Here is a 22,328-nt window from a genome sequence, read left to right on the forward strand (position 1 = left end):
TGCGTGTCCGGCGTTTGCGTGTCCGGCTTTTGCGTGTCCGGCTTTGTGTGTCCGGCGTCGGACCCTGCTGTTGTGTGTTGCCGTGCCCGGCGCGTGCCGGGTCCGGCTGCCGTCCGCCGCGGGAGTCTGCCACTGCCCGCGGCGGAACGGTCAGTATGCGTTCGCTCTGTCGCGACCTTCCGGCGGGTTCGCCCGCTCGTCGACGTCACCCTCGATGCGGTCGAGGTCGCCGAGCGGCGTCAGGTCGCCCTGCTCGCCGCGGACCGCATCCGGTGGCACGGCACGCTCGTCCGCATCGCCGTCGATCCTGTCGAGGTCGCCGAAGGGCACAAGCTCCCCCTTCTCGCCCTGCTCGCCGCGCTCGGCCTTCTCGCCCCGTTCGCCCTTCGCACCGCGGATCGCGTCGCGCGGGATGGCGCGCTCGTCGGTGTCGTCGGCGCTGTCGCCGACACTGTCCAGTGCGGCGAACGGTGCCGCGTGCCGATCGTCGAACGCGTCGCGGCGCGGGTTCACCCGTTCGTCCAGGTCTCCGTCCACGCTGTCGAGGTCGCCCCAGGGCAGCACTTCGTGCTCCATGAGCGTCAGACCGATTGGAGCGCGGTGATTTGGGAGAGATTGTTCGGGCCGCCGGAGTTCGTGGCCCGGTAGCTGAGCCGTCGCCCCGTGGCCATCGCCGCGGTGGCGACGGCGAGGATGTTCGACCTCTCGGCGTCCGTGTCCGCCAGGATGCGCCTCCAGCCGACCCGCCCCAGCTCATGGCTGAAGTCGATCCAGGAGGTCCCTCCCCCGGTGAAGACGTTATTGATGACTGCCGTATATCCCTGTACCCAATGACTGTCGTCCCACGCTGACATGGCACGCCTCCAGATGGCTTTGTTTCCGCGTTCCCTTCGAGCAGGGTTCCCACTCACCCCTCGACGACCGGCAGAAGGCCGTGACGCGGCCCATTGTGCTCCCTCCTACACACGACACGCCAGTGAAACGTGAGAGAAACTCTAAAAAAGGTGGACGGTATCGTCTGCTGCGGACCGGATTCTCCGCTAAGCCGCCTGGACTCCCCACGCATCCACCTCGAGCGGTAGCGTCGATCCCATGACCGTCACCGTGGAGACGACCCTCGGCCCCGGCCGCCTCACCGTCGACGCCGCCGCGGCTCCGCGCGCCGTCGTCTGGCTCGGTCACGGAGCGGGTGGAGGCATCGACGCCACCGACCTCGCCGCACTCGCCGCCGCGCTGCCAGCGCTCGGCATCTCCGTCGTCCGCTACGAGCAGCCCTGGCGGGTCGCCGGTAAACGCGTCGCGTCGCGCCCAGCCGCCCTGGACACGGCGTGGCTCGAGACCGCCGCCGCTGTCGACCGCATAGCGGACGGCCTGCCCGTCGTGGTGGGCGGACGCAGCGCCGGTGCCCGGGTGGCGTGCCGCACCGCCGCATCCACGGGGGCTGCCGGGGTGGTCTGTCTGGCGTTCCCCCTGCATCCGCCTGGACGCCCGGAGAAGAGCAGGCTGGACGAGCTGCTGATGCCGGAGGTTCCCGTGCTCGTGCTGCAGGGCGAGCGCGACACGTTCGGGTCGGCCGCACTCGTCGCCGCCGAAGCCGGAACCGAGGCCGGAACCGGGGCCGGAACCGGTGCCGGTGCCGGTGCCGGGGCGCATACGAACATCCGGGTGGTGCCTGTGCCCGGCGCCGACCACGGGATGCGGGTGCTGAAGTCCTCGCCGATGCCCGCGTCGGCAGTGCGCGAACTCGTCGTGTCGTCGGTCGCGGCGTTCGTGGACGGGGTGGTGTGACATGGCGCCCCAGACTGCGATCGTCATCGGGACCGGCGTCGCCGGAGCGTCGACGGCGTTCTCCCTCGCCAGGCGCGGCGTGGCGGTGACCATGGTGGATGCGGACGTCGTCGGCCAGGCGACCGCGGCCGGAGCGGGCATCATCCAGCCGTGGAGCTCGGCGGCGGACGGCCCGTTCTACGACCTGTACGCGGCGGGCGCCGACCACTACGACGAACTGATCGCCCGGCTGGCTTCGGTCGAGGTGCACGACATCGGTTTCCGCCGGTCCGGGGCGTTGGTGGTCAACCGGGACAGCACCGTGCTGGACGAGGTCGAGTCGCGCGTCACGGCCCGCGCCGCCGTGTCGCGCTCCATCGGCGAGGTCGCGCGCATCCCCGCCAGCCGCGCCCGCGAACTCTTCCCTCCGCTCGGCGACGGCTTCGACGCGCTGCACATCACCGGCGGCGCGCGGGTCGACGGCCGCACGCTTCGCGCGGGACTGCTCGCGGGGTCGCAGGCGCTCGGCGCCCGCGTGGTGGCTGGGACGGCGTCTGTTGCTCCGGTGGATGCGGGCGGCTGGGCCGTGTCGGTCGGTGGCCGCCCCCTCGAAGCGGACGCGCTCGTCATCGCCGCCGGCGCGTGGACCAACCGCCTGCTCGAACCGCTCGACCGCCGCATCCAGGTGGAGCCGCAGCGCGGGCAGATCACGCACCTGCGTGTGGCGGCGGACACCCGCTCCTGGCCGTCGGTTCATCCCGTGGCCAGTCACTATCTGGTCGCCTTCGACGACTCCCGCGTGGTGGTCGGCGCCACCCGCGAGACCGGCTCCGGGTTCGACCCGCGGGTGACCGCGGACGGTCAGCGGATGATCCTCGAGAACGCCCTCTCTGTCGCACCGGGTCTCGCGGATGCGACCATCATCGAGACGCGCGTCGGGCTGCGCCCTCTCGCCGATGGCGAACTGCCGGTGGTCGGCGCGCCCCAGGGTGTGGACGGCGTGTTCGTGAACGCTGGCTTCGGCGCGGCTGGCTTGACGATGGGACCGCTCGTCGGCGACCTGCTCGCCGCCGTGATCACCGGCGAGGCGAGCGCGCCTCCGGACGGCTTCCTGTCGGAGGTGGATGCGGGCGTGTGATGCCCGCGCTCAGCCCAGCTCCCGCCGCATCACCCACCGCTGCGTCGCGCCCGAGTGCGCATCCGTCGCTTGGACGCGTGAGAACCCGTGCTTCTCGAACAGCGCCACCGTTCCCACGTAGCCGCTGATCACATCCACTCGCTCGCCGCCGGCGTCTACCGGATACCCTTCCACCAGGGCGGCCCCGGATGCTCGTGCATGCTCCACCGCGCCGTCCAGCAGGTCGTGCATGAGCCCTCGTTTGCGGAACCCGCCCCGCACCACGAAGCACACGATGGACCACGGGTCGCGTTCCTCGTCGAGGTGCGGAATGGTCCGCGAGTTCATCAGCCGCCGATACGTCGACTTCGGCGCCACGGAGCACCAGCCAGCCACCTCGCCGTCCAGATAGGCGAGCACCCCCGGCCCCGGCTCCGCCGAGCACTCGGACCGCATGTATTCGATGCGTTCCGGCATCCCGAGCCGCGCATCCCGGTACGACATGCACACGCACCCGCCGCCGCCCGGCTTGCGCGGCACCATGAAGGCGGCGAAATCGTCCCAGCGACCTGTCGCGGGAAGCACGTCGATCGCCATGGAAGAACGCTACCCCGAGCCACCGACATTCACGCCGCCGTGCCCGCGTCGCTCGCCCCTAGTACTCGCCCTTGATCACGAAGAACGACCCGCGGATCGTCCCCGCCAGCTTCGACTTCTGCCTGGCGAACTTGAACTTATCCGCCAGCTCCGCAGGAATCTCCATCCCGTCCGACAGCTTGAGCCCGACAGCTCGTTTGCCCGCATCCTCGATCGTGTACATGACGTTGATCGACAGCCCCGACTCGTAGAACACGTACGCCATCCTGATCCCCTCGACCTCGAACGCCGTCGCCTCCAACGCCGGGGAGCCGATCACGAGGTCCCGCTCCTCCTTCAGGATGCGCGTGACCCACGCCAGCGCATCCGCCGCCTCCCCCGGCTCATCCACCGACCCGACGGTGAAATCGTGGTCGTACTTGTTGTGGAAGTAGCGCGCCTCGTTGGCCCGCAACCCGGCGAGCGCATCGGCCACGGGCGACGACTCGAGCCCGATGGTGGAAACGGTGACGAAGTCGACGGTGTACGGCATGAGGGGTGCCCTTCTGGGTTGCGGGGTGGTGCGGCGGTGCGGGGTGGTGCGGGTGGTGCGGGGTGGTGCGGTCGAATTCTGCCACAGTGCGTCTGGCGGCGCCGGAACTGCGGCGCGCGTCGATGCCGATACAGACGTCGTTCACTCAGAAGCTGAACTTTCCTCCGCTGCGCGCCTCGGAGCTCGGCGAGCGCCGTCAGGTGTCGCGTTCCGATCGACACGGCAGTGATGGCGCGAAGCCGTCCACGCTGTCCCTGTAACGGTGAGAGCGCTCCACGCCTATGAGGTCTGCCGACCGTTTGGCCGACCAGAGTTAGTGGTCGTCTTTCCATGCACCCGCTCACGCTATCGAACGACCCAGACCTACCGAGCTCGGCGGCTCAGCTTTCTGGCGTTGCGTCGCTGCTTCGTGCGGGATACAGCGCGCACTCGCGCTCCCAGTCGTCTGCGGCCAGCCCGATATCGACGAGAGACATTCGCACAGTGACGACGCTGGCCTCCTCGACCTCGTCGCCGCCTCCACCCCCGGGATGCGCCGCGCGCCCGGAGAGCACGACGCGAATCACCGCTTCCTCGTCGCTCTGGAGCTCGCATTCGAAGGCCAGCTCAGGCTCTGTGAAGTCGAGCGATGTGACGATCCAGCGTTCTTGGCCGCCTCCGCTCGGTGCAATCGCTCGCAGCCAGCGGCAGAGCTCATCAGCCTCGGGTGCGGTCAGGCAAGGGGCGTGAAACTCCCACGTGCGCCTGTTCGACTGGAACGTGCCGCTGACGACGAGCCAGTCCGCATCCCAGTCCCGATCCGTGAATGGCGGCTCAAAGTTTGGATATTGGTATCCGGAAAGGGAAAGCGAAACGGACACTCCCGCGAAGGCAAGTCTCATGGGACGTCCATCGTGGAGGGACCTGGTCCTGAGCCCGTACCCGCTGGAACGTCCAGGGCGTTCAACGCGAGCTCCTCGAACTGCAGCAGGTTGGACCATTCGAGTTGAGCGGTCTCCGTCCGGATGCTGACGACGACCGTGGCACTTGCGCCCACCAGCTCGTTCGTTGTTGCGTCCCGTCGCGACCCGCGGACGGTTTCATCGACCGGAACTTCCACCTCATCCAGAGTCAGCCGACCAGCGCGCACCTTCCATTCACCGATCCGCCACTCGCGGCTCAGCCCCTTCTGTGTCCCGGAGACGACCCGGAGCCCACCGAGAAAGGCGCCATCGCGAGCCGCCCGACGACGCGCTGAACCGGTGATGCCATCCGTGACGGCGCCTCCCACCAACCAGGCGACCGCGTCAGCGATGAACTGTCCGATCACCGAGCAGCCTGAAAGGTGAGGAGGTCGAAGGCGCCCAGGCCGGTGGAGACGATACGGTCCTGGCCGACCCGAACGTCGCCGCGCCGCGCGGCGCGCGCTCCACCCCCGCGCCCTTTCGCCACCACATCCACCCGTCGATTATGCACGCTTTCGGCCAGTGCCGAGTCGCGTCGCCGTGGGTCCTCGCTGCCGCTTGCTTCCCCCAACGGCGTTACAGGCGAGAGCCCGTTCGCCTCATCCTTTTCTCCGTGCGCGAGTGGTACGTTGTGCTCGTGTTCACGGGCGTGCTTCTCGTTTTAGTGGCTTTTGTAGTGATCGCATACATCATCTGCTGGCTCATCTGGGGATTGCCAAAGCTGATTGTGGAGATTGCTCGGCGACGGCGTGAGGCATCAGCTCGGCGAACCAACGGGCTGTGAAGTCGTAGATTGAGTCTGGGTTGTCCGCTCGCCAGACAGCCACAACGAGAAACCTCGTCCGCGGCACACCGACGGTCCTGGACCGACGTCGCGATAGCCCAATCACTGGACAACTTCATCTGTGACATCGGATTCGCATCCGATTCTTCTGAGTTCGCGTCCGATCCATCCGAGCCCCGGCAGCGACCGTGCGGTCTCCCTGCGGACGGAAGGATCAGAGGTGGTGAGCGGCGGCCAGGTGCCTCACTCGGCGGACCAGAGCTCCTCGGCCTCGAGGGTCAGATCGATCGTCTGACGCAGGAGACTCCCCATCGACGTCGACCTCAACAGGGTGTACCTGTCGTACTCGCCCAGCGGCGCGATCGCCGCGAGTTGCCACACAGCCGCGACGGGATCGTCGGACAGCTCGACGTCGGCATCCGACTGCGGCTCTGCAACGCGGGCGATCACACGGCGGACGACCGCTTCGGCCTCGGCCCGCAGGGGTGCGAGCGCCTCGGACCACTCCAGCTCCGGCAGCATCGAGAGCTCGGCCCGGGGATACGGGCTCTCGTCGACCCAGCGATCGACGGTGAACCGCCGGGTCCCCACGCCGACGATGAGCAGATCGTCGGCGCCCGCGGCGGCGCTCACAAGACGCGCCATCGTCCCGACCGAGGCACGCTGGTCGCCACCCCCGGCTTCGGGTCCGCGCTCGATGAGGACGACGCCGAACTCGAACGCCGGTTCGTCCTCGTCGAGCAGTCGGCCGACCATCGTGAGATACCGCGGTTCGAACACCCGCAGTGGGATGGGCACGAATGGGAACAGCACGGATCCGAGCGGGAACATCGGTGAGGCGGCCATGCTCCAGTGAAGCACCGCTGACGTAGAGTGAACAGGTGCCGCGGCCACGCCCCGAGATCCCAGGAACGGGGCAGGAGTCTGTGTGGGACTACCCGAGACCGCCGCGCATCGAGCGTGTCACCGCGCCCGTCGCGATCCGTCTGGGTGGGCGCCTCATCGTTGAAACCCGGGATGTCGTCCGGGTTCTCGAGACCAGCCACCCGCCGGTGTACTACCTGCCGATCGCGGACTTCGCAACCGGTGCGCTGCACGACGCCGAGGGTTCGTCGTTCTGCGAGTTCAAGGGCACCGCGCGGTATCTCGACGTGCGCGGCGGAGGCGAGGTACGGTCCGCCTGCGCGTGGAACTACCCGCATCCGTCGCCCGGGTTCGAGCCGCTCCGGGACCGCGTCGCCGTCTACGCGCAGCAGATGGACGAGTGCACCGTCGACGGCGAGGTCGTCACACCTCAGCCCGGAGGCTTCTACGGCGGCTGGATCACGAGCGCCGTCGTCGGGCCTTTCAAGGGGTCGCCAGGGTCACAGGGCTGGTGAAGGCCGGGGATACCTAAACGTTGAAACGGAACTCCACCACATCGCGGCTAACGATCGACGCCCGGAGCCGCTCTCCGCATGAACGGCTGGGAGAGCAGTTGGGGGAGGCGGGCAATATCTTCGGAGCGCGCCAGGCTGTCGTCGAGGCTGACGAACGCGAGCAACTGAAGCGGCTCTCCCACCTCGGCCGCGGCCTGCATCTTGTGGTGTCCGTCGAGCAAGAAGTGGGTGAGACCCCAGTGGGTGTAGTAGTCGATCGAATCGTCATCTGTCGCGGGCTGGCAGACATCCAGCGTCGATAGCGCAACGGCCGTCGGAGCAGTCCCGCCTTGCATGAGGTCGCGGTAATCGGCCACCCGTTTCCGATCGTTCCAAGCCGGTGGCACCATCGGGACCACGAACTCGTAAAGGTGCTCGTTTGACTCGACCTGTGTTTCGAACGTCCGATAGTAGTAGCTGCGCGGATTCTCTGGAAGCCCCCAGAAGCTGTCGACTCCCCACGTATCGACCTGCTCATGTACGAAGTAGTCGCGTTCATCGTTCGGTGCAACCTGGTCTGGTCGCACCTCAAGAAGGAGGGGTAGGTACTCGCCGCGCGGAAGCAAGGAAGCGAACGATTGTATGACGCCCTCGCTCACCGAACCGAGGGGCCGCTCCAGTTCCTCCAGGCGCTCTCGCACACCCGACAGTGTGCTGTTCGCCCCCTCCTTCCGTTCGAACAGGAAAGGACAGGTGCCACACCAAAGGGAAAGCTCGAAGGCCGGCCTACCCTCGAGAAACAGGTATCTCGCTGAAAACGGAACACTCGAATCGGCCTTGCCGAACTGAAGCGGCCCTTCGTTCTCGGACGCGCCGAGTCGGCGACGAGGCATTTCAGTCAGCAGCACGTCACGATCCTAGGACCCGACGCGCACCTCTACCGCCATCCGATCAGCCTTTGGACGTAGACGTACTTCCGGACCGGAACTCGACCACATCCCCATCTTATTTTGGGGCTGGGGTGAAAATACAGTCCGAGGCGATCAACGGTAGATCGCGATTGGCTTGATGACCAAGACCGGACCTTTCACCACAGACTCGCTAGCCTCCACGTCGACGCCCAGTCCTTTCGCCGGCTCGACGAAGGGCTCCACAGCGCCCTTCAAGGTGTCAACCTCAAGAGGTGTGGGCGCCACATCCTTGGTCAAGCGAATGACGGGGTACTCGTCCCCTGCATCGACGATCTGTACGACCTGACCGACGATTCCAAACGTGCCGCCGAGCTGGCCCAGCCTTCCGATCAGCCACTTCCGCGAAACCGAAAGCAGAACGACCGGGCCCTCGTCACCGGATGGGGTCGCGAGCAGCGGAACCTCGTCGTCATTGTCCGAATCGCCCAGGAGTTGGCGGACGTTCTTCGCGGACGCGATCGTGGTCTTACGTTCCTCGCCCTTTTGGGAGAACATATTGCCATCTTTCGCCGCCTGATCGGCGAACCAGAGGAATAGGCGTAGTACGGTCTGGAGGGGGCCCTGCGACAGTTGCGCTCTAATCTCGAGAGTGTCACCAGGCTCAACGCCCGCCAGAGCATCTTCACCCCACCCGTCAAAAGTGCCCACTGCCTTCTTCTCGTGCATCAGGCGGTACCAAGCATCGAAGATAGAAAAGCGGGTGCGCGTGCGCACCATCTCCTCTTCAATCTCCGAAGAAGCCTTCCGGCTCCCGCCGAGGCCGATGTCGGCCACGGGGATCTTGACCTCGCCACTGAAGCCGCCCTCCCGCGCAGTAGTGGTCCGGGAAACGATCTCATCGACCTTCCCCGACTCGAGAGCCGAGAGGGAATTGATCGCGACCTCGTCGTTGAGATAAAAGAAGTCTCGATGCAGGCGCTCCTTCGGAGCCTTGTAGACGGTCATAGCTCGCTCGATCCTCTAGTTGTATATTTAACTCGATCCTCTAGTTGTATATTTAAACGGAACTCGACCACGCTGCCCGCCTCGTCCACGTCAGAAGCTGCGGGTCTCTGCGATCAGCCAATCGACGTTGTCTTTGAGCTAGAGCGCGACGGTTTCAACGTCTGCCATGACTACGCACACGTTATAGCGATCTCAGTCATCTCGACGTTCCGCACGCTTCTTCTGGCACGCGAAACGGTGATCCGTTTCCGGTTGACTCCATCCTGGATACGGATCGCTGCCGACCGACGAGCGGTGATCGCGCCAGCCTCCCTTGGACGTCGACAGTGATCCAGAGCGAAACTCGAGCATGTCGCAGTCCTTGTCTTTTGGCAGAAGACACACCGCCCTAGTCGACCTGTTTCTCCTCGCAACTGAGGTAGCTAGGTCCCGGTCTGCGAGTTGGTCATATGCGGGCCGATGTATCCGACATAGATGTTGCCGGATCGCGACGTGTCGTCGAAGTAGTACAGGCGTGGATCCTGCCGACCGATCCTCGCTAGCTTGAAGTGCTCGAGCATGGTTGTCTCACCCCGCGGATCTACGTGGCCAGGCACCGGAAGCACCCGCTCGTCCCCGTAGCGTTCTTTCGTGAACTTCGTTTCAGTGGCGGCGTGACGGTTGACTGGAAAGCTCCTATAGCCCACGGGCTGATCCTCCAGGAACTTGTGGACGCTACCATCAGCGTCTCCACGCTCCTTCGCTGTGACGTAATCACAGAGAGTCGTGAGTGCCTCCCACGCGCGTTGAAGAGCCTTGCCTTCAGTGTCGATCGTTTGCAGACCGGCCGTGGTGCGTGCGTCACCTGTGAAAATCACGTGATGTGTCCCTAGTTCCCCAAGCCGCTCTAAGAGCTCTGCGAAATCAATCGGCTCCTCACCCAAGTCTGAGAGGTCGTCATGTCCTGCAATCGTGCCGCCAAACGCCAGGTCCGGGCGGCCAACGTCGACCAACGACCGGGTCAGGTAACTAATTCTCCGATTCTGATCGTCGATGGTCTTCTCTGCTGCTTCTAGCTCTTCGATCGCACCTAGGCGGTCAAGTTTTGCCAGCTCCGCTTCGTCTACCAATACGTCGTTGCGCTGTTGCAGCCTGGCAAGCTGGTCCGACGCTTCTTGGAACGCCTGTGGCTCTATCCTCTCGGACGTAGCTAGCTCGAGCAGTTCCGTGAGGCTGGCTTCCGAGAGGTCCGGGAGGCCCAGGTTTGCCTGCACTCTCGCGAGCTCGCGCGCAAGCCGCTCGGCCTCCGTCTGAGCGGAACTCAAGTCTCGGAGGAAGTGTATGTCCGCGGCCGCGACGCTTACGCGGGGTCGTTCCGGACGTACAGGCGTTGCAAACGAGGCGGCGGCAGCTGTTCCGATTCGCTCGAACCGCCGACCCCATTGCAGGAGGTCTTGGGGCGTCGGGCGCGTCGACAGGACCTCGCGCGCTACAAGGCCGAGGAGGCGGATGATCTCCCTGTCGGAATTGCGCGCCAATCGTTCGGTGCCGAGTATCCTGTTCGCCCGAGCACCGGCGGTGCTGGCAAGATCCAACCCGGGCAAGTAAGTGCGCAACGTCCAAGCTGGTGTTGCCCACCTCTTGCCGACCGCGTTGGAAAACGCCTCGGTTGCGTCCGGATCCAGGGCAATTACCTGCGCGAGCCCGACGGTCTCCTTGGACCATTTCGACAGGCGCCTCACGAATGAGTCGAACGGAATGCGACCGTCGGTGCCGGCCACGAAAACAGGACCACGACGGGACGACGACTCAAGAAGTGCAAGGAGTTCTCCGACATCTGCGATGCCCACATGTCGAGGCTCGGGAGTTAGATGTGAGCCATCCGCTAGCGGCAATACTCCAAGTAGCCATTCAGCCAATCTCGGACGGTTCACCCACCCACCGCCCGAGCGGACAATCTCCAGCGCAAGCCACCCACCGCCGCGCTCGCCCTCAACCGCGGTGAGGGTGGTCGAGAACTGCCCCCCAGGATTGGACTCGTCCATCACAAAGCGCAGAGCGTTTTGATGATTTGCCTGGTGGTGTCTAACCTCCAGCCTGTTGCCCGCCGCGCCTCTGACAACACCGTCCGAATGGAGGTCAATCTCGGAGCCGAATTTGGGAGCCAGCCAGCGAGCCGCTTGGTGTATCGCTTCGGCGCGCCAGCCCGGGCCTGATTCGGCAGTCCAGAAAGCCCTGTATCCCTGCGCCCGAACCGAATCAACAGATTCGGTGTTGTCCAGATCGTCCAATGACTCCCCCAAATCGTGAAGAAAACCGGCTACATCGCGGGGATTGAGGGATACCGTTGCCCATCAGCGTCCAGCGGCTCGCTGTTTCGCGTCATCCAGGTAAAACTGATACCGAGTCTCGATCCCACCCACGAACGCGAGGCTACCGGACAACTCAGACATTTCGGTCGCTCGTGGGCCGCGCGGCCGACACCGTACGTTCGCGGGGCAATTCTGTGGAGACGTCCCTCGATGAGCGGGTCACGTGGGAGCCTTCGTTGCCTACTTGACTCAAGAACGCTCTCTTGACTTAGAAGTAAGTGGTCTCGGCTGCACGACGGCTATGTCGATAGTGTTTGCTCCCGCAACGGGGACTCGCTAAGAGTCCGAAACTCACATCTCAACCCTTGGACGTAGATGTACTTCCGAACCGAAACTCGACCGCATTTCCGCTGCAGATCGACCGCGAGTCAGTAGTCCACCGGCTCCTCACCCCACCACGGCTCCGTCACCACGACTGTTGCCCTTCCGGCGAGCACCTCTCGTGTTCGGGCGAGCAGGTCGATGCCGTGCAAGATCCAGCCGCGGTCACCATCAGACCCGTCCACCGGTACCTTCGCCTCGTCATATGATGCGTTCCACGATTCGAGTTCTGACGCGAGACTCTCGGGGAGACCTACCGAACTGAGCTCTACTGGGGCACCGCCTCGCCCTGTACGCAACGCCAGCGGTCCCTGGCCGTAGTCGGGCCACCATTCGTAGATGGTGGGAGGAGGTTTCACAGCCAAAATCTACCCGAATTGGAAGGCAACGATCAGTTCGGAAGGCGGCAAATCGGCAACCTACCCCTTCGACGTAGATGCACTTCCGAACCGGAACTCCACAACATCCCCATCCTGCATCACGTAATCCTTCCCCTCCATGCGCGCCTTCCCCCGCGACCGCGCCTCGGCCACCGACCCGGCATCCACCAGGTCGTCGAACGAGATCACCTCGGCCTTGATGAAGCCCTTCTCGAAGTCGGTGTGGATCACACCGGCCGCCTGCGGGGCCTTCCAGCCCTTGTGGATGGTCCAGGCGCGCGACTCTTTCGGGCCGGCGGTGAGGTAGGTCTGCAGGCCGAGGGTGTCGAAGCCGATGCGGGCGAGCTGGTCGAGGCCGCTCTCCGTCTGGCCGGTGGATGCGAGGAGTTCGGCGGCGTCGTCGGCATCGAGGTCGATGAGCTCGGATTCGAGCTTCGCGTCGAGGAAGACCGCCTGCGCCGGGGCGACCAGGGCGGCGAGTTCGGCGCGGCGGGCGTCGTCGGTCAGGACGGACTCGTCCACGTTGAAGACGTAGATGAACGGCTTCGCGGTCAGCAGGCCGAGTTCGGCGATGGGCTCCAGGTCGATGGATGCGGCCGACAGCGGCTTGCCCTCGAACAGCACCGCGTGCGCGGCCTGCGCCGTCTCGAGAACGATGGGCTCCAGCTTGCGGCCCTTGACCTCTTTCTCGTACCGGGCGATCGCCTTGTCGAGGGTCTGCAGGTCGGCGAGGATCAGCTCGGTGTTGATGGTCTCCATGTCGCCGGCCGCATCCACCTTGCCTGCGACGTGGACCACATCCGGGTCGTCGAAGCCGCGGACCACCTGGGCGATCGCGTCGGCCTCGCGGATGTTGGCGAGGAACTTGTTGCCGAGGCCCTCGCCCTCGCTCGCGCCCTTGACGATGCCCGCGATGTCGACGAACGACACGGGAGCGGGCAGGATGCGCTCACTGCCGAAGACCTCGGCGAGCTTGTCGAGCCGCGGGTCCGGCAGGTTCACCACGCCGACGTTCGGCTCGATCGTGGCGAACGGGTAGTTCGCCGCGAGCACGGTGTTCTTGGTCAGGGCGTTGAAGAGGGTGGACTTTCCCACGTTGGGGAGTCCGACGATTGCGATAGTGAGAGCCACGATCGACCATTCTACGGGCCGAGGGCTCCAGACCCGGGCCCGGGCCGGAGCCCTCGTGCGAAACGTGCGGTGCCAGGGGTCAGCACCGCGCGTTCGGCACGAGCCGCCCGCCCAGCACCGCGCGTTCGGCACGAGTCGTGCCGCCAGCAGGGCACGAGTCGTGCGCCCGTTCAGCGCGGGAGCACGGCGCGGTAGCAGTGCGTGACGTACGGCAGCTCGAACGTGTCGCGGCCGGCGAGGTCGGGATGCTCGGCCGCGAGCCTGCGCAGCGACGCGATCACCGCGGCCTGGGTGTCCGCGTCCTTGGTGATGAAGTAGCTGCGCGAGCGGGCCAGGTCGAGCATCCCGTCGACGGTCAGCGGCTGCACCCAGCGCACCTCGTGCCGTTCCAGCGGCCCGAACGGCTCGCCGACCACGGGCTCGACCTCGTCGCTCGCGTATGCGGAGCCGGTGTCCATCAGCTCGCCGAGCTGCCGCACCCAGTCCACGGACTCGTCGCGGAAGTTCCACACCAGCCCGAGCGCCCCGCCCGGCCGCAGCACGCGCGCCACCTCGGGAACCGCCAGGGCGGGGTCCACCCAGTGCCACGCCTGCGCGGCAAGCACCAGTCCAGCGGAGTGGTCGTCGACCGGGATGCTCTCCCCCGTGCCGAGCCGCGCGGCGACACCGGGGATGCGCTCGCCCAGCACGCGCAGCATCTCCGGCGAGGGGTCGACGGCCGTCACGTCGAGCCCGCGCCGCACGAGGGCGGCGGTGAGCTTGCCTGTGCCTGCGCCGAGGTCGATCGCCGGGCCGGTCGCGTCGCCGATCAGCCAGGACACCGCCTCTGCCGGGTAGTCGGGGCGCGCGGCGTCGTACACGTCGGCGGCCTTGTCGAAGGAGCGGGCGTGGGCGTCGTGATCGTTCCGTTCGTACATGGTGCCGATGCTACGCGCGCACCCGACAGCGGATGCACGCCCCCGGCCCCACACACCCGACAGCGGATGCACGCCCCCGGCCCCACACACCCGACAGCGGATGCACGCCCCCGGCCCCACGCGCATCCACGGCACACCGCCGCCCTAACCAGGCGGCGTCGGTGGGCCATGCGAGCATGTTCCCGTGCCACTGGACTTCACCGCTATCGACTTCGAGACCGCGAACGGGAGTGCGGCGTCCGCGTGCTCGGTCGGGCTGATCAAGGTGCGGGACGGCAAAGTGGTCGACCGTGTCGGCTGGCTCATCCAGCCGCCCATCGGACACGATTTCTTCCAGGAGTGGAACACGCGCATCCACGGCATTCACGCCGAGGACGTGGTGAACGCCGCGGGCTGGATCGACCAGCTTCCCGACCTGGTCGCGTTCGCGGAGGACGACTACCTCGTGGCGCACAACGCCGGGTTCGACATGGGCGTGATCCGCGCCGCGTGCCAGGCCACCGCCATCGCCTGCCCCGACTACAGCTACCTGTGCAGTCTGCAGGTCGCCCGCCGCACATACACACTCGACTCCTACCGGCTGCCTGTCGCAGCGATGGCCGCCGGGTTCGAGGACTTCCACCACCACGACGCCCTGGCCGACGCCGAAGCCTGCGCCGCCATCATCGTGCACGCCGCCCGCCGCCACGGCGCAGCAAGCATCGACGAGCTCGCCGCCAGCACCGGCTCCCGGCTCGGCCGCATCGGAACCGCGCAGGCCGCCTAGCGCCCCCACCCGCGCCTCTGGTGCTAATGTCGGGACCACCCATTTGTCCTGACATGAACGAGGTATCGTGCCCCAGAGCGACGGCCCCCTCCCGCAACACCTGTTCATGGACCTCGACCACTCCGGACCGGTCCCCCTCTACTTCCAGGTGGCGACGCGGATCGAGAACGCGATCATGGACGGCGAGCTGCCGCCGGGGTCGCGGCTCGAGAACGAGATCGCGCTCGGCGAACGCCTCGGCCTGTCGCGCCCGACCGTGCGGCGCGCCATCCAGGAGCTCGTCGACAAGGGCCTCGTGGTGCGGCGCCGCGGCATCGGCACGCAGGTCGTCCACGGTCCTGTCACCAGGAAAGTCGAGCTGACCAGCCTCTACGACGACCTCGCCCGCGGCGGCAAGCACCCGGAGACCACGCTGCTGCTGCACGAGGTGATCCCCGCCGGACCCACGATCGGCGAGGTCCTCAACCTGGATGCGTCGAGCCCCGTCCTGCACCTGCGGCGCCTGCGGAGCGCCGACGGCGTGCCCGTCAGCGTGCTCGAGAACTATCTGCCCTCCGACTTCACCGACATCACGGAGGCCGACCTCGGCCAGCACGGCCTCTACCAGGTGATGCGCGGGCGCGGCACCACGATGCGGGTGGCACGGCAGACGATCGGCGCGCGCCGCGCATCCACCGAGGAGAGCACCCTGCTCGAGATCGACGGCGGCGGCCCGGTGCTCACCATGGACCGCACCGCGTACGACAACTCCGGCAGGGCGGTCGAGTTCGGCCACCACTGCTACCGGCCCGACCTCTACTCCTTCGAGATCACCCTCGTCGACAAGTAGGCCGAACGCACGAGATGCCAGTAACTGCCGCGAATCACCGGGGATGCGCGACAGTTACTGGCATCTCGAGCCAGGACGGCGGTGTTTACGCGTAGAACGCGGGGCGCGGCACGTAGCTGACTTCGGTGCGGAGCCCGGTGGCCTGCGCGCGCACGCCCGCCTCGCAGACGGCGGCAGCCAGGTAGCCGTCCCAGGCGCTCGGGCCGTCGATCGTGCCGCGACGCACCGCATCCACCCAGCGCTGCACCTCGGTGTCGTACGCCTTCGCGAACCGCGTCGTGTACGACAGGTGCTCCGCCTGACGGAACGCCCCGTCCACGTACCGGGCGATGCCGGACGTGCGACCGATCTCGGCGACGCTGCGCTCGAACACCGCGTCCGTGGTCACCTGGTAGCCGAACTGGATGTTCACGCTGATCTCCACATCGGCCAGCACACCGGATGCGGTCTCCAGCAGCACCAACTGCGGCTCGCGCAGCCCTTCGGGGGCGAGCGAGTTGCGGCGCGGCTTGCGCACCTCGACCGCGGCGATCGGCTCGCCGACAAGCCACGGCACCACGTCGATCTCGTGCACCACAGAGTCGGTGATCAGCATCGACTCTGTGTAGCCGGGCGGGGTCGACGGGTTGCGGTGCGCGCAGTGCAGCGCGAGCAGCGCGCCGGCATCCCCGGAGTCGATGAGCTCTTTGAGCTGCATGTACTCGTCGTCGAAGCGTCGCATGAAGCCCACCTGGATGCGCGGACGTCCCGTGTTCTGCTCGGCCTCCAGGATGCGCAGCGACGACTCGGAGTCCGGCGTCAGCGGCTTCTCGCAGAGGATGTCCACCCCGGCGTCGAGCGCAGGCAGCAGCACGGACTCGTGGAACGGGCCGGGGGTCGCGATGATGACCGCGTCGATGCTGTCGTGCTCGAGGGCGTCCTCGACGCGGCTGCGCGTCGCGGCGCCGGGTGCGCCGGCAGCGGCGGCGGCCGCGCGGGCGGCGTCGGGCTCGACGACGGCCGCGACCTCGGCGCCGGTGATGCGGCTGGTGATCCTGGTGATGTGGTCGGAGCCCATGATCCCGGCGCCGACGACGGCGATGCGGAGTGGTGCTGTGGTCATGCTGGTCTTCTTTCGGTGGTGATGGGTCGCCGGTTGAGTCAGTGGGCCGGTCAGTCCTGGCGGGCGTGACGCGTGCATCCGAAGATGTGCTCGCGGGTGCGCTTCGCGATCGGGAACGGACGCTCGATGTCCGTTCCGTACATGTCCTGTTCGACGATCGCGAAGATGTTCTGGTCGATGGCGCTGACCGCCTCGATGATCGGCGCGAAGTCCGGCACGCCCGACGGCGGCTCGGTCATGACGCCGCGGGCGACCGCGGTCGCGAACGGCACGTCGTTCTTGAGCACGTCGGCGAGGATGTCGCGGTCGACCTGCTTGAGGTGGAGGTAGCCGATGCGCTCCGGGTACGCATGGATGAGCTTGAGGTTGTCACCGAGGTAGTACGAGAAGTGCCCGGTGTCGAGGCACAGGTTCGTGTACGCCGCGTCCGTCTCGGTGAGGAACCGCTCGACCTCGCCGTAGGTGCCCACGTGGCTGTCGGCGTGCGAGTGGAACTGCTGGTGCATCCCGAACTCCTCGAGGAGCGCCTTGCCGAGCTTGTCGTGCCCGGCGGCCAGCTTCTTCCACTGCTCGTCGTCGAGCGTCCGGCTCTCCAGCACCTCCTCGGTGGCGTCGCTGCGCCACAGGTCGGGAATGACCACGAGGTGCTCTGCTCCGAGAGCGGTGGCGAGTCCGGCGACCTGCAGCGCCTGGTCCCACGCTCGCTGCCACTGGTCCTCGCCCTTGTGGAAGCCGGTGAACACCGTGCCGGCCGAGAGCTTCAGGCCTCGCGAGCCGAGCTCGTCCTCGAGCTGGTGCGGGTCGGTCGGCAGGTAACCGTACGGACCCAGCTCGATCCAGGTGTAACCGGACGCGACCACCTCGTCGAGGAAGCGCTGCCACGGGATCTGTTTCGGGTCGTCGGCGAACCACACTCCCCACGAGTCGGGGGCGGTGCCGATCCGCAGGGCGGGGGTGCTGTCAGTCATCGTTCTCCTCGTGATGCTCTGGATGCTCTGGATGCGGTGGATGTTCTGGATGATCGCGGATGCGCTGGCCGCGCGACTGCGGGAGCCGGCCCTCAGCCGACGTACGGACGCTGGCGCGTCTTCTGCTCGTCGTACGCGGCCTTGGCGCCGCGCGTGCTGTCGAGTTCCGACGTCTCCGCGACCGGCACGTCCCACCAGCCTTCGCCGTCCGGCGAGAACAGCAGCGGGTCGCTGTTGATGTGGATGAGGGTGGGTCCCGTCGCCGCCTTGGCGCGTGCCACCGCGGCCGTGAGGTCGGCGATCGCGTCCGGGGTCTGCTCGACCCTGATCACGTCCACGCCGAGGCTCGCCGCGTTGGCCGCGAGATCCACCGGCAGAGCGGGCCCGTCGTCGAACGCGTTCGCCGCGTCGTCGCGGAAGCGGTACCTGGTGCCGTAGCGCTGCGAGCCGACCGTGTCGCTCAGGTGTCCGATGGAGGCGTAGCCGTGGTTCTGGATGAGCACCACGATGATCTTCACACCCTCCGCCACCGCGCTCACCAGCTCGGTGTGCATCATCAGGTATGAGCCGTCTCCGACCATCACGATCACGTCGCGGTCGTCGGCGCCGCGCTTGGCGCCCATCCCTCCGGCGATCTCGTAGCCCATGCAGGAGAACGCGTACTCGACGTGGTAGCCGAGGTCGTCGCGCACCCGCCACAGCTTGTGCAGGTCGCCTGGCAGCGAGCCCGCAGCGCAGACCACCACATCCCGCGGGTCGCTCGCCGCGTTCACCGCACCGATGATCTCCGACTGCGACGGACGGTCGAGCCTCCGGTCGGCGAAGCTCGCGTCGACCGCGGCGTCCCACGCGCGCTTCTCGGTCCCGACCTCCTCGCGGTATGCGGGCGGCGTCCCGAAGCCCGCGAGCGCCTCCCGCAGAGCGACGAGCGCCTCCCTCGCGTCGGCGATCACCGGCAGCGTCGAGCCGTGCTTGTACGCGTCGAACGACGCGACATTGATGTTGACGAACCGCACGCCGTCCCTGGCGAACGCCGTCCGGGATGCGGTGGTGAAGTCGCTGTAGCGCGTCCCGATCCCGATCACCAGGTCCGCCTGCGCGGCGAATCGGTTGGCGGCGGAGGTTCCGGTCGAGCCGATGCTGCCGAGCGACAGCGGGTGGTCCCACTCGATCGAGCCGCCGCCCGCCTGGGTGGTGCCGACGGGGATCCCGGTGGCCTCGGCGAACGCGCGCAGCTCCGCCACGGCGTCGGAGTAGATCACACCGCCGCCCGCGACGATGATCGGCCGCTCTGCCGCAGCGATCGCCCTGGCGGCCCTGGCGAGCGCGTCGCGCTCCGGCACGGGACGGCGCACGTGCCACTCGCGGTCGGCGAGGAATTCCAGCGGCACGTCGAGCGCCTCCGCCTGAACGTCCTCCGGCAGCGCGATGGTGACAGCGCCGGTCTCGACCGGGTCGGTCAGCACGCGCATCGCGCCGAGGGCCGCGGAGAAGAGCTGTTCGGGGCGGGTGATCCTGTCGAAGTAGCGCGACAGCGGCCTGAACGCGTCGTTGACGCTCATCGAGGCGTCGTGCGGCAGTTCGAGCTGCTGCAGCACCGGGTCGGCCACGCGCGTCGCGAACGTGTCGGACGGCAGCAGCAGCACCGGAAGGCGGTTGGTGGTGGCGAGGGCGGCACCGGTGAGCATGTTGGTCGCGCCCGGCCCGACGGATGCGGCGCAGGCGAACGTGCCCCGGCGACGGCGCAGCCGCGCGTAGCCGACGGCCTCGTGCACCATCGCCTGCTCGTTGCGGGCCTGGTGGTACGGCATCAGGGCGGGGTCCTGCACGGCGAACTGCTTGAGCGCCTGCCCGATGCCGGCCACGTTGCCGTGCCCGAAGATACCGAACGTTCCGGCGATCGTGCGCTCGCGGTGCCCGCCGTCGACGGTCCACTGGTGGGCCAGGAACTCGACGAGAGCCTGGCTCACGGTCATGCGCTTGGTGCCGCTCACAGGGCTGCTCCTTCGGTGGATGCGGTGGTGTCGGTGGATGCGGTTGTGTCGGTGGTGCCGGTGGATGCGGTCGTGCCGGTGGATGCGGTGGTGCCGGTGGACGCGTACGGGAGCCGCGCATCCATCCCGTCCGCCTCCCAGGTCTGACGCACCCAGCCGTGGGCGGGGTCGTCCGTGATGAGCCAGGAGCGCTCGGCGTCGGGGCCCGCCATCACGTTGAGGTAGTAGAGGTCGTATCCCGGCGCAGCGACGGCCGGTCCGTGGTAGCCGTGCGGCACGAGGGCGATGTCGCCGCTCGTGACCCGCGCGTCGATGGCGATCGGCCGCTCGTCGGACGAGTACGTGGCGAACACGGCGAACGGAGCAGCCTCCGCCGGAGCGTCCGCTCCGCGCGTCACCGCGGTCTCGAAGTAGTAGATCTCCTCCAGCCTGGATTCGACGCCCGGCCGGTGCTCGTCGTGCTTGTGCGGCGGGTACGACGACCAGTTGCCCGCGGGCGTGATCACCTCGCAGGCGATCAGCGTGGCCGCATCCAGAGCGCCAGGCACTCCGAAATTGTGCACCTGACGGCTGGACTGGCCGCCGCCGCGCAGCTCCACGGGCACGGCAGAGGCAGGGAGGTATGCGGCAGGGCGGCGCTCCGCCGTCACCGCTTCGGTCACAGCGACCCTCCCGTGCCCGCCGATCGTCGCCGACGTTCCTGCGCCGAGGTAGAGCACGTCGGTCGGGCCGTCGAAGACGGACGCTCGCCCGGCAAGGGTCTGCGAAGCGGTCGCAGCGCCAGGTTTGTCGTACTCCACCGTGAACGACCCGGCGAGCGGCACGATCATCCGCTCCACGTCGCCGGCGGCCAGCGCAACGGTCGCGCCGCCGTCGACAGCGCCGTCGAGCTCCGCGATCCGCAGCCCGGTGTGCTGCCAGCCGGGGATGCGCGCATCCACCACAGACTCCCAGCCGTCCTCAGCCAGGTCGCCGGGGCCGTAGACCCACTCACTGCCGTTGCGCATGACTGCTCCTACTTGGTCTGCGGGAATCCGAGGTTGATGCCGCCGTGGCTCGGGTCGAGCCAGCGGCTGGTGACGGCCTTCTCGCGCGTGAAGAACTCGAAACCGTGCACGCCGTACGCTTTCGCGTCGCCGAACAGGGACTGCTTCCAGCCGCCGAACGAGTAGTACGCCACCGGCACAGGGATGGGAACGTTGATCCCGATCATGCCCACCTGCACCTCGTTCTGAAAGCGGCGCGCCGCTCCCCCGTCGTTGGTGAAGATCGCCGTGCCGTTGCCGAACGCCCCCGAGTTGATGAGCTCGACGCCCTCTTGGTACGTCTCGACGCGCACCACAGAGAGCACCGGCCCGAAGATCTCCTCCGTGTATACCCGGGAAGCGGTGCTCACCCTGTCGATCAGCGTCGGTCCCAGCCAGAAGCCGTCCGCGGCACCGTCGACCTCGATGCCGCGGCCGTCGATCACCACGTCTGCGCCGTCCGCGATGGCGACGTCGATGTACGAGGCGACCTTGTCGCGGTGCTCGCGCGTGATCAGCGGTCCCATGTCGCAGTTGCGGCGGCCGTCGCCGATGCGCAGGCCGCGCACGCGCTCCGTCACCTTGGCGATGAGGTCGTCGGCGACCGGTTCGACCGCGACGATGACGCTGATCGCCATGCAGCGCTCGCCTGCCGAGCCGAACCCGGCGTTGACCGCGGCGTCCGCGACCAGGTCGAGGTCCGCATCCGGGAGCACCAGCATGTGGTTCTTGGCGCCGCCGAGGGCCTGGACGCGCTTGCCGTTCCTCGCGGCCGTCTCGTAGATGTAGCGGGCGATCGGGGTGGAGCCGACGAAGGAGATGGCCTGCACCTCCGGGTGTTCGAGCAGCCCGTCCACGGCGACCTTGTCGCCCTGGAGCACGGTGAAGACGCCATCCGGCAGTCCAGCCTCCGTGAACAGCTCGGCGAGCCAGACCGCGGCGGACGGGTCCTTCTCGCTCGGCTTCAGCACCACGGCGTTGCCGGCGGCGATGGCGACGGGGAGGAACCAGAGCGGCACCATCGCGGGGAAGTTGAACGGGCTCACGATGCCGACGACGCCGAGCGGCTGCTTGAGCGAGTACACGTCGACACCGGTCGAGACGTTCTCGGAGTGCTCGCCCTTGATGAGGTGCGGGAACCCGGTGGCCAGCTCCACCACTTCGAGCCCGCGGGTGATCTCACCGAGCGCGTCGGAGACGACCTTGCCGTGCTCGCTCGTCACGATCTCGGCCAGGTCGCCCTTGCGGGCGTTCAGCAGCTCGCGGAACGCGAACATCACCTGCTGGCGCTTGGCGATCGAGGTGTCGCGCCAGGCGGGGAACGCCGCGGCGGCCGCGTCGATCGCCGCGGCGACCTCCGCCTCGTCCGCCAGGCCGACGTTCGCGCTGACCGTTCCGATGGCCGGGTCGTAGACCGGGGCCAGCCTGCCGCTGGTGCTCGGCGTGCGACGGCCGCCGATGTAGTGCGGGATGACGGGGAGGTCGGTGTCTGACATGGTGCTGATACTCCTTCGCGGGCGGTGCTTGGC

Annotated in this window: 23 protein-coding genes; 5 read left to right on the forward strand and 18 right to left on the reverse strand. The window is 67.3% G+C overall.

The genetic code is table 11. From position 1 onward, the window contains the following. Positions 1-150: 150 nt before the first annotated feature. Together ACYVGI_RS09510 and ACYVGI_RS09515 are read right to left on the reverse strand one after the other, a co-directional pair. Positions 151-576: a hypothetical protein gene (locus ACYVGI_RS09510; protein WP_460632347.1), complete on the reverse strand. Its 426-nt coding sequence runs from the start codon at positions 574-576 to the stop codon at positions 151-153. A gap of 5 nt (positions 577-581) precedes the next feature. Next, positions 582-854, reverse strand: a complete 273-nt coding sequence (locus ACYVGI_RS09515) for a hypothetical protein (protein ID WP_460632348.1) — start codon at positions 852-854, stop codon at positions 582-584. Positions 855-1,092: 238 nt separating this feature from the next. On the opposite strand from ACYVGI_RS09515, the gene ACYVGI_RS09520 reads away from it, so the two are divergent. Beyond that, positions 1,093-1,788 carry an alpha/beta hydrolase family protein gene (locus ACYVGI_RS09520; RefSeq protein ID WP_460632349.1) on the forward strand — a complete coding sequence of 232 codons (696 nt, stop codon included), beginning with the start codon at positions 1,093-1,095 and terminating at the stop codon, positions 1,786-1,788. A 1-nt stretch (position 1,789) separates the two neighbouring features. Next, positions 1,790-2,905 (forward strand): NAD(P)/FAD-dependent oxidoreductase, encoded by a 1,116-nt coding sequence (locus tag ACYVGI_RS09525; protein ID WP_460632350.1) that lies wholly within the window; start codon positions 1,790-1,792, stop codon positions 2,903-2,905. Between the two features lie 9 nt (positions 2,906-2,914). Here the strand turns inward: ACYVGI_RS09525 and ACYVGI_RS09530 are convergent, their stop codons facing one another. The 5 genes from ACYVGI_RS09530 to ACYVGI_RS09550 form a co-directional block, all read right to left on the reverse strand. Then, positions 2,915-3,481, reverse strand: coding sequence for a GNAT family N-acetyltransferase (locus ACYVGI_RS09530; protein ID WP_460632351.1), 567 nt, complete (start codon positions 3,479-3,481; stop codon positions 2,915-2,917). A 58-nt stretch (positions 3,482-3,539) separates the two neighbouring features. Beyond that, the gene (locus tag ACYVGI_RS09535) at positions 3,540-4,013 is read right to left on the reverse strand and encodes a phage tail protein (protein ID WP_460632352.1); all 474 of its coding nucleotides are present in this window, start codon (positions 4,011-4,013) and stop codon (positions 3,540-3,542) included. A 380-nt stretch (positions 4,014-4,393) separates the two neighbouring features. Continuing rightward, entirely contained in the window at positions 4,394-4,894 is a 501-nt protein-coding gene (locus ACYVGI_RS09540) for a WapI family immunity protein (RefSeq protein ID WP_460632353.1), read from the reverse strand. Beyond that, complete coding sequence (locus tag ACYVGI_RS09545; protein WP_460632354.1) at positions 4,891-5,322, reverse strand: hypothetical protein; 432 nt, start codon at positions 5,320-5,322, stop codon at positions 4,891-4,893. Before ACYVGI_RS09545 ends, ACYVGI_RS09540 begins: the two co-directional genes overlap by 4 nt. Before the next feature lie 662 nt (positions 5,323-5,984). Further along, positions 5,985-6,572 (reverse strand): LON peptidase substrate-binding domain-containing protein, encoded by a 588-nt coding sequence (locus ACYVGI_RS09550; RefSeq protein ID WP_460632355.1) that lies wholly within the window; start codon positions 6,570-6,572, stop codon positions 5,985-5,987. A gap of 50 nt (positions 6,573-6,622) precedes the next feature. Between ACYVGI_RS09550 and ACYVGI_RS09555 the strand changes: the two genes are divergently transcribed. Further along, on the forward strand, positions 6,623-7,120 hold the full coding sequence (locus ACYVGI_RS09555; RefSeq protein WP_460632356.1) for a DUF427 domain-containing protein: 498 nt from the start codon (positions 6,623-6,625) through the stop codon (positions 7,118-7,120). Positions 7,121-7,167: 47 nt separating this feature from the next. Here the strand turns inward: ACYVGI_RS09555 and ACYVGI_RS09560 are convergent, their stop codons facing one another. From ACYVGI_RS09560 to ACYVGI_RS09585, 6 genes are all read right to left on the reverse strand, one after another. Continuing rightward, complete coding sequence (locus ACYVGI_RS09560; protein ID WP_460632357.1) at positions 7,168-8,007, reverse strand: hypothetical protein; 840 nt, start codon at positions 8,005-8,007, stop codon at positions 7,168-7,170. Positions 8,008-8,142: 135 nt separating this feature from the next. Further along, complete coding sequence (locus tag ACYVGI_RS09565; RefSeq protein ID WP_460632358.1) at positions 8,143-9,015, reverse strand: DUF6414 family protein; 873 nt, start codon at positions 9,013-9,015, stop codon at positions 8,143-8,145. A gap of 422 nt (positions 9,016-9,437) precedes the next feature. After that, entirely contained in the window at positions 9,438-11,285 is a 1,848-nt protein-coding gene (locus ACYVGI_RS09570; protein WP_460632359.1) for a hypothetical protein, read from the reverse strand. A gap of 449 nt (positions 11,286-11,734) precedes the next feature. Further along, on the reverse strand, positions 11,735-11,872 hold the full coding sequence (locus ACYVGI_RS09575) for a hypothetical protein (protein WP_460632360.1): 138 nt from the start codon (positions 11,870-11,872) through the stop codon (positions 11,735-11,737). 234 nt (positions 11,873-12,106) lie between these two features. Continuing rightward, positions 12,107-13,198 (reverse strand): redox-regulated ATPase YchF, encoded by a 1,092-nt coding sequence (gene ychF, locus ACYVGI_RS09580; RefSeq protein WP_460632361.1) that lies wholly within the window; start codon positions 13,196-13,198, stop codon positions 12,107-12,109. A 170-nt stretch (positions 13,199-13,368) separates the two neighbouring features. After that, the gene (locus tag ACYVGI_RS09585; protein ID WP_460632362.1) at positions 13,369-14,115 is read right to left on the reverse strand and encodes a class I SAM-dependent methyltransferase; all 747 of its coding nucleotides are present in this window, start codon (positions 14,113-14,115) and stop codon (positions 13,369-13,371) included. Between the two features lie 184 nt (positions 14,116-14,299). Here ACYVGI_RS09585 and ACYVGI_RS09590 point away from each other — a divergent pair, with 184 nt between their 5' ends. Beyond that, a complete protein-coding gene (locus ACYVGI_RS09590) occupies positions 14,300-14,881 on the forward strand; it encodes an exonuclease domain-containing protein (protein WP_460632363.1) in 582 nt (193 codons plus the stop codon). A gap of 106 nt (positions 14,882-14,987) precedes the next feature. Next, on the forward strand, positions 14,988-15,710 hold the full coding sequence (locus tag ACYVGI_RS09595; protein WP_460632432.1) for a GntR family transcriptional regulator: 723 nt from the start codon (positions 14,988-14,990) through the stop codon (positions 15,708-15,710). Positions 15,711-15,795: 85 nt separating this feature from the next. Here the strand turns inward: ACYVGI_RS09595 and ACYVGI_RS09600 are convergent, their stop codons facing one another. The 5 genes from ACYVGI_RS09600 to ACYVGI_RS09620 all read right to left on the reverse strand — a co-directional run bounded on the left by ACYVGI_RS09600 (position 15,796) and on the right by ACYVGI_RS09620 (position 22,295). Further along, positions 15,796-16,812, reverse strand: coding sequence for a Gfo/Idh/MocA family protein (locus ACYVGI_RS09600; protein ID WP_460632364.1), 1,017 nt, complete (start codon positions 16,810-16,812; stop codon positions 15,796-15,798). A gap of 50 nt (positions 16,813-16,862) precedes the next feature. Beyond that, positions 16,863-17,780 carry a sugar phosphate isomerase/epimerase family protein gene (locus ACYVGI_RS09605; RefSeq protein ID WP_460632365.1) on the reverse strand — a complete coding sequence of 306 codons (918 nt, stop codon included), beginning with the start codon at positions 17,778-17,780 and terminating at the stop codon, positions 16,863-16,865. Between the two features lie 92 nt (positions 17,781-17,872). After that, entirely contained in the window at positions 17,873-19,756 is a 1,884-nt protein-coding gene (iolD, locus tag ACYVGI_RS09610; protein WP_460632433.1) for a 3D-(3,5/4)-trihydroxycyclohexane-1,2-dione acylhydrolase (decyclizing), read from the reverse strand. Positions 19,757-19,770: 14 nt separating this feature from the next. Next, positions 19,771-20,781, reverse strand: a complete 1,011-nt coding sequence (gene iolB, locus ACYVGI_RS09615; protein WP_460632366.1) for a 5-deoxy-glucuronate isomerase — start codon at positions 20,779-20,781, stop codon at positions 19,771-19,773. Positions 20,782-20,789: 8 nt separating this feature from the next. Then, on the reverse strand, positions 20,790-22,295 hold the full coding sequence (locus ACYVGI_RS09620; RefSeq protein WP_460632367.1) for a CoA-acylating methylmalonate-semialdehyde dehydrogenase: 1,506 nt from the start codon (positions 22,293-22,295) through the stop codon (positions 20,790-20,792). Positions 22,296-22,328 lie beyond the last annotated feature (33 nt).

This window comes from Leifsonia lichenia (genome assembly GCF_054780215.1).

Coding starts and splice junctions, on each gene's coding strand:
- iolB (WP_460632366.1), bottom strand. CDS start 20,781: ATGCGCAACGGCAGTGAGTGGGTCTACGGCCCCGGCGACCTGGCTGAG.
- ACYVGI_RS09540 (WP_460632353.1), bottom strand. CDS start 4,894: ATGAGACTTGCCTTCGCGGGAGTGTCCGTTTCGCTTTCCCTTTCCGGA.
- ACYVGI_RS09600 (WP_460632364.1), bottom strand. CDS start 16,812: ATGACCACAGCACCACTCCGCATCGCCGTCGTCGGCGCCGGGATCATG.
- ACYVGI_RS09520 (WP_460632349.1), top strand. CDS start 1,093: ATGACCGTCACCGTGGAGACGACCCTCGGCCCCGGCCGCCTCACCGTC.
- ACYVGI_RS09550 (WP_460632355.1), bottom strand. CDS start 6,572: ATGTTCCCGCTCGGATCCGTGCTGTTCCCATTCGTGCCCATCCCACTG.
- ACYVGI_RS09535 (WP_460632352.1), bottom strand. CDS start 4,013: ATGCCGTACACCGTCGACTTCGTCACCGTTTCCACCATCGGGCTCGAG.
- ACYVGI_RS09585 (WP_460632362.1), bottom strand. CDS start 14,115: ATGTACGAACGGAACGATCACGACGCCCACGCCCGCTCCTTCGACAAG.
- ACYVGI_RS09510 (WP_460632347.1), bottom strand. CDS start 576: ATGGAGCACGAAGTGCTGCCCTGGGGCGACCTCGACAGCGTGGACGGA.
- ACYVGI_RS09565 (WP_460632358.1), bottom strand. CDS start 9,015: ATGACCGTCTACAAGGCTCCGAAGGAGCGCCTGCATCGAGACTTCTTT.
- ACYVGI_RS09605 (WP_460632365.1), bottom strand. CDS start 17,780: ATGACTGACAGCACCCCCGCCCTGCGGATCGGCACCGCCCCCGACTCG.
- ACYVGI_RS09515 (WP_460632348.1), bottom strand. CDS start 854: ATGTCAGCGTGGGACGACAGTCATTGGGTACAGGGATATACGGCAGTC.
- iolD (WP_460632433.1), bottom strand. CDS start 19,756: ATGACCGTGAGCCAGGCTCTCGTCGAGTTCCTGGCCCACCAGTGGACC.
- ACYVGI_RS09525 (WP_460632350.1), top strand. CDS start 1,790: ATGGCGCCCCAGACTGCGATCGTCATCGGGACCGGCGTCGCCGGAGCG.
- ACYVGI_RS09595 (WP_460632432.1), top strand. CDS start 14,988: ATGGACCTCGACCACTCCGGACCGGTCCCCCTCTACTTCCAGGTGGCG.
- ACYVGI_RS09530 (WP_460632351.1), bottom strand. CDS start 3,481: ATGGCGATCGACGTGCTTCCCGCGACAGGTCGCTGGGACGATTTCGCC.
- ACYVGI_RS09620 (WP_460632367.1), bottom strand. CDS start 22,295: ATGTCAGACACCGACCTCCCCGTCATCCCGCACTACATCGGCGGCCGT.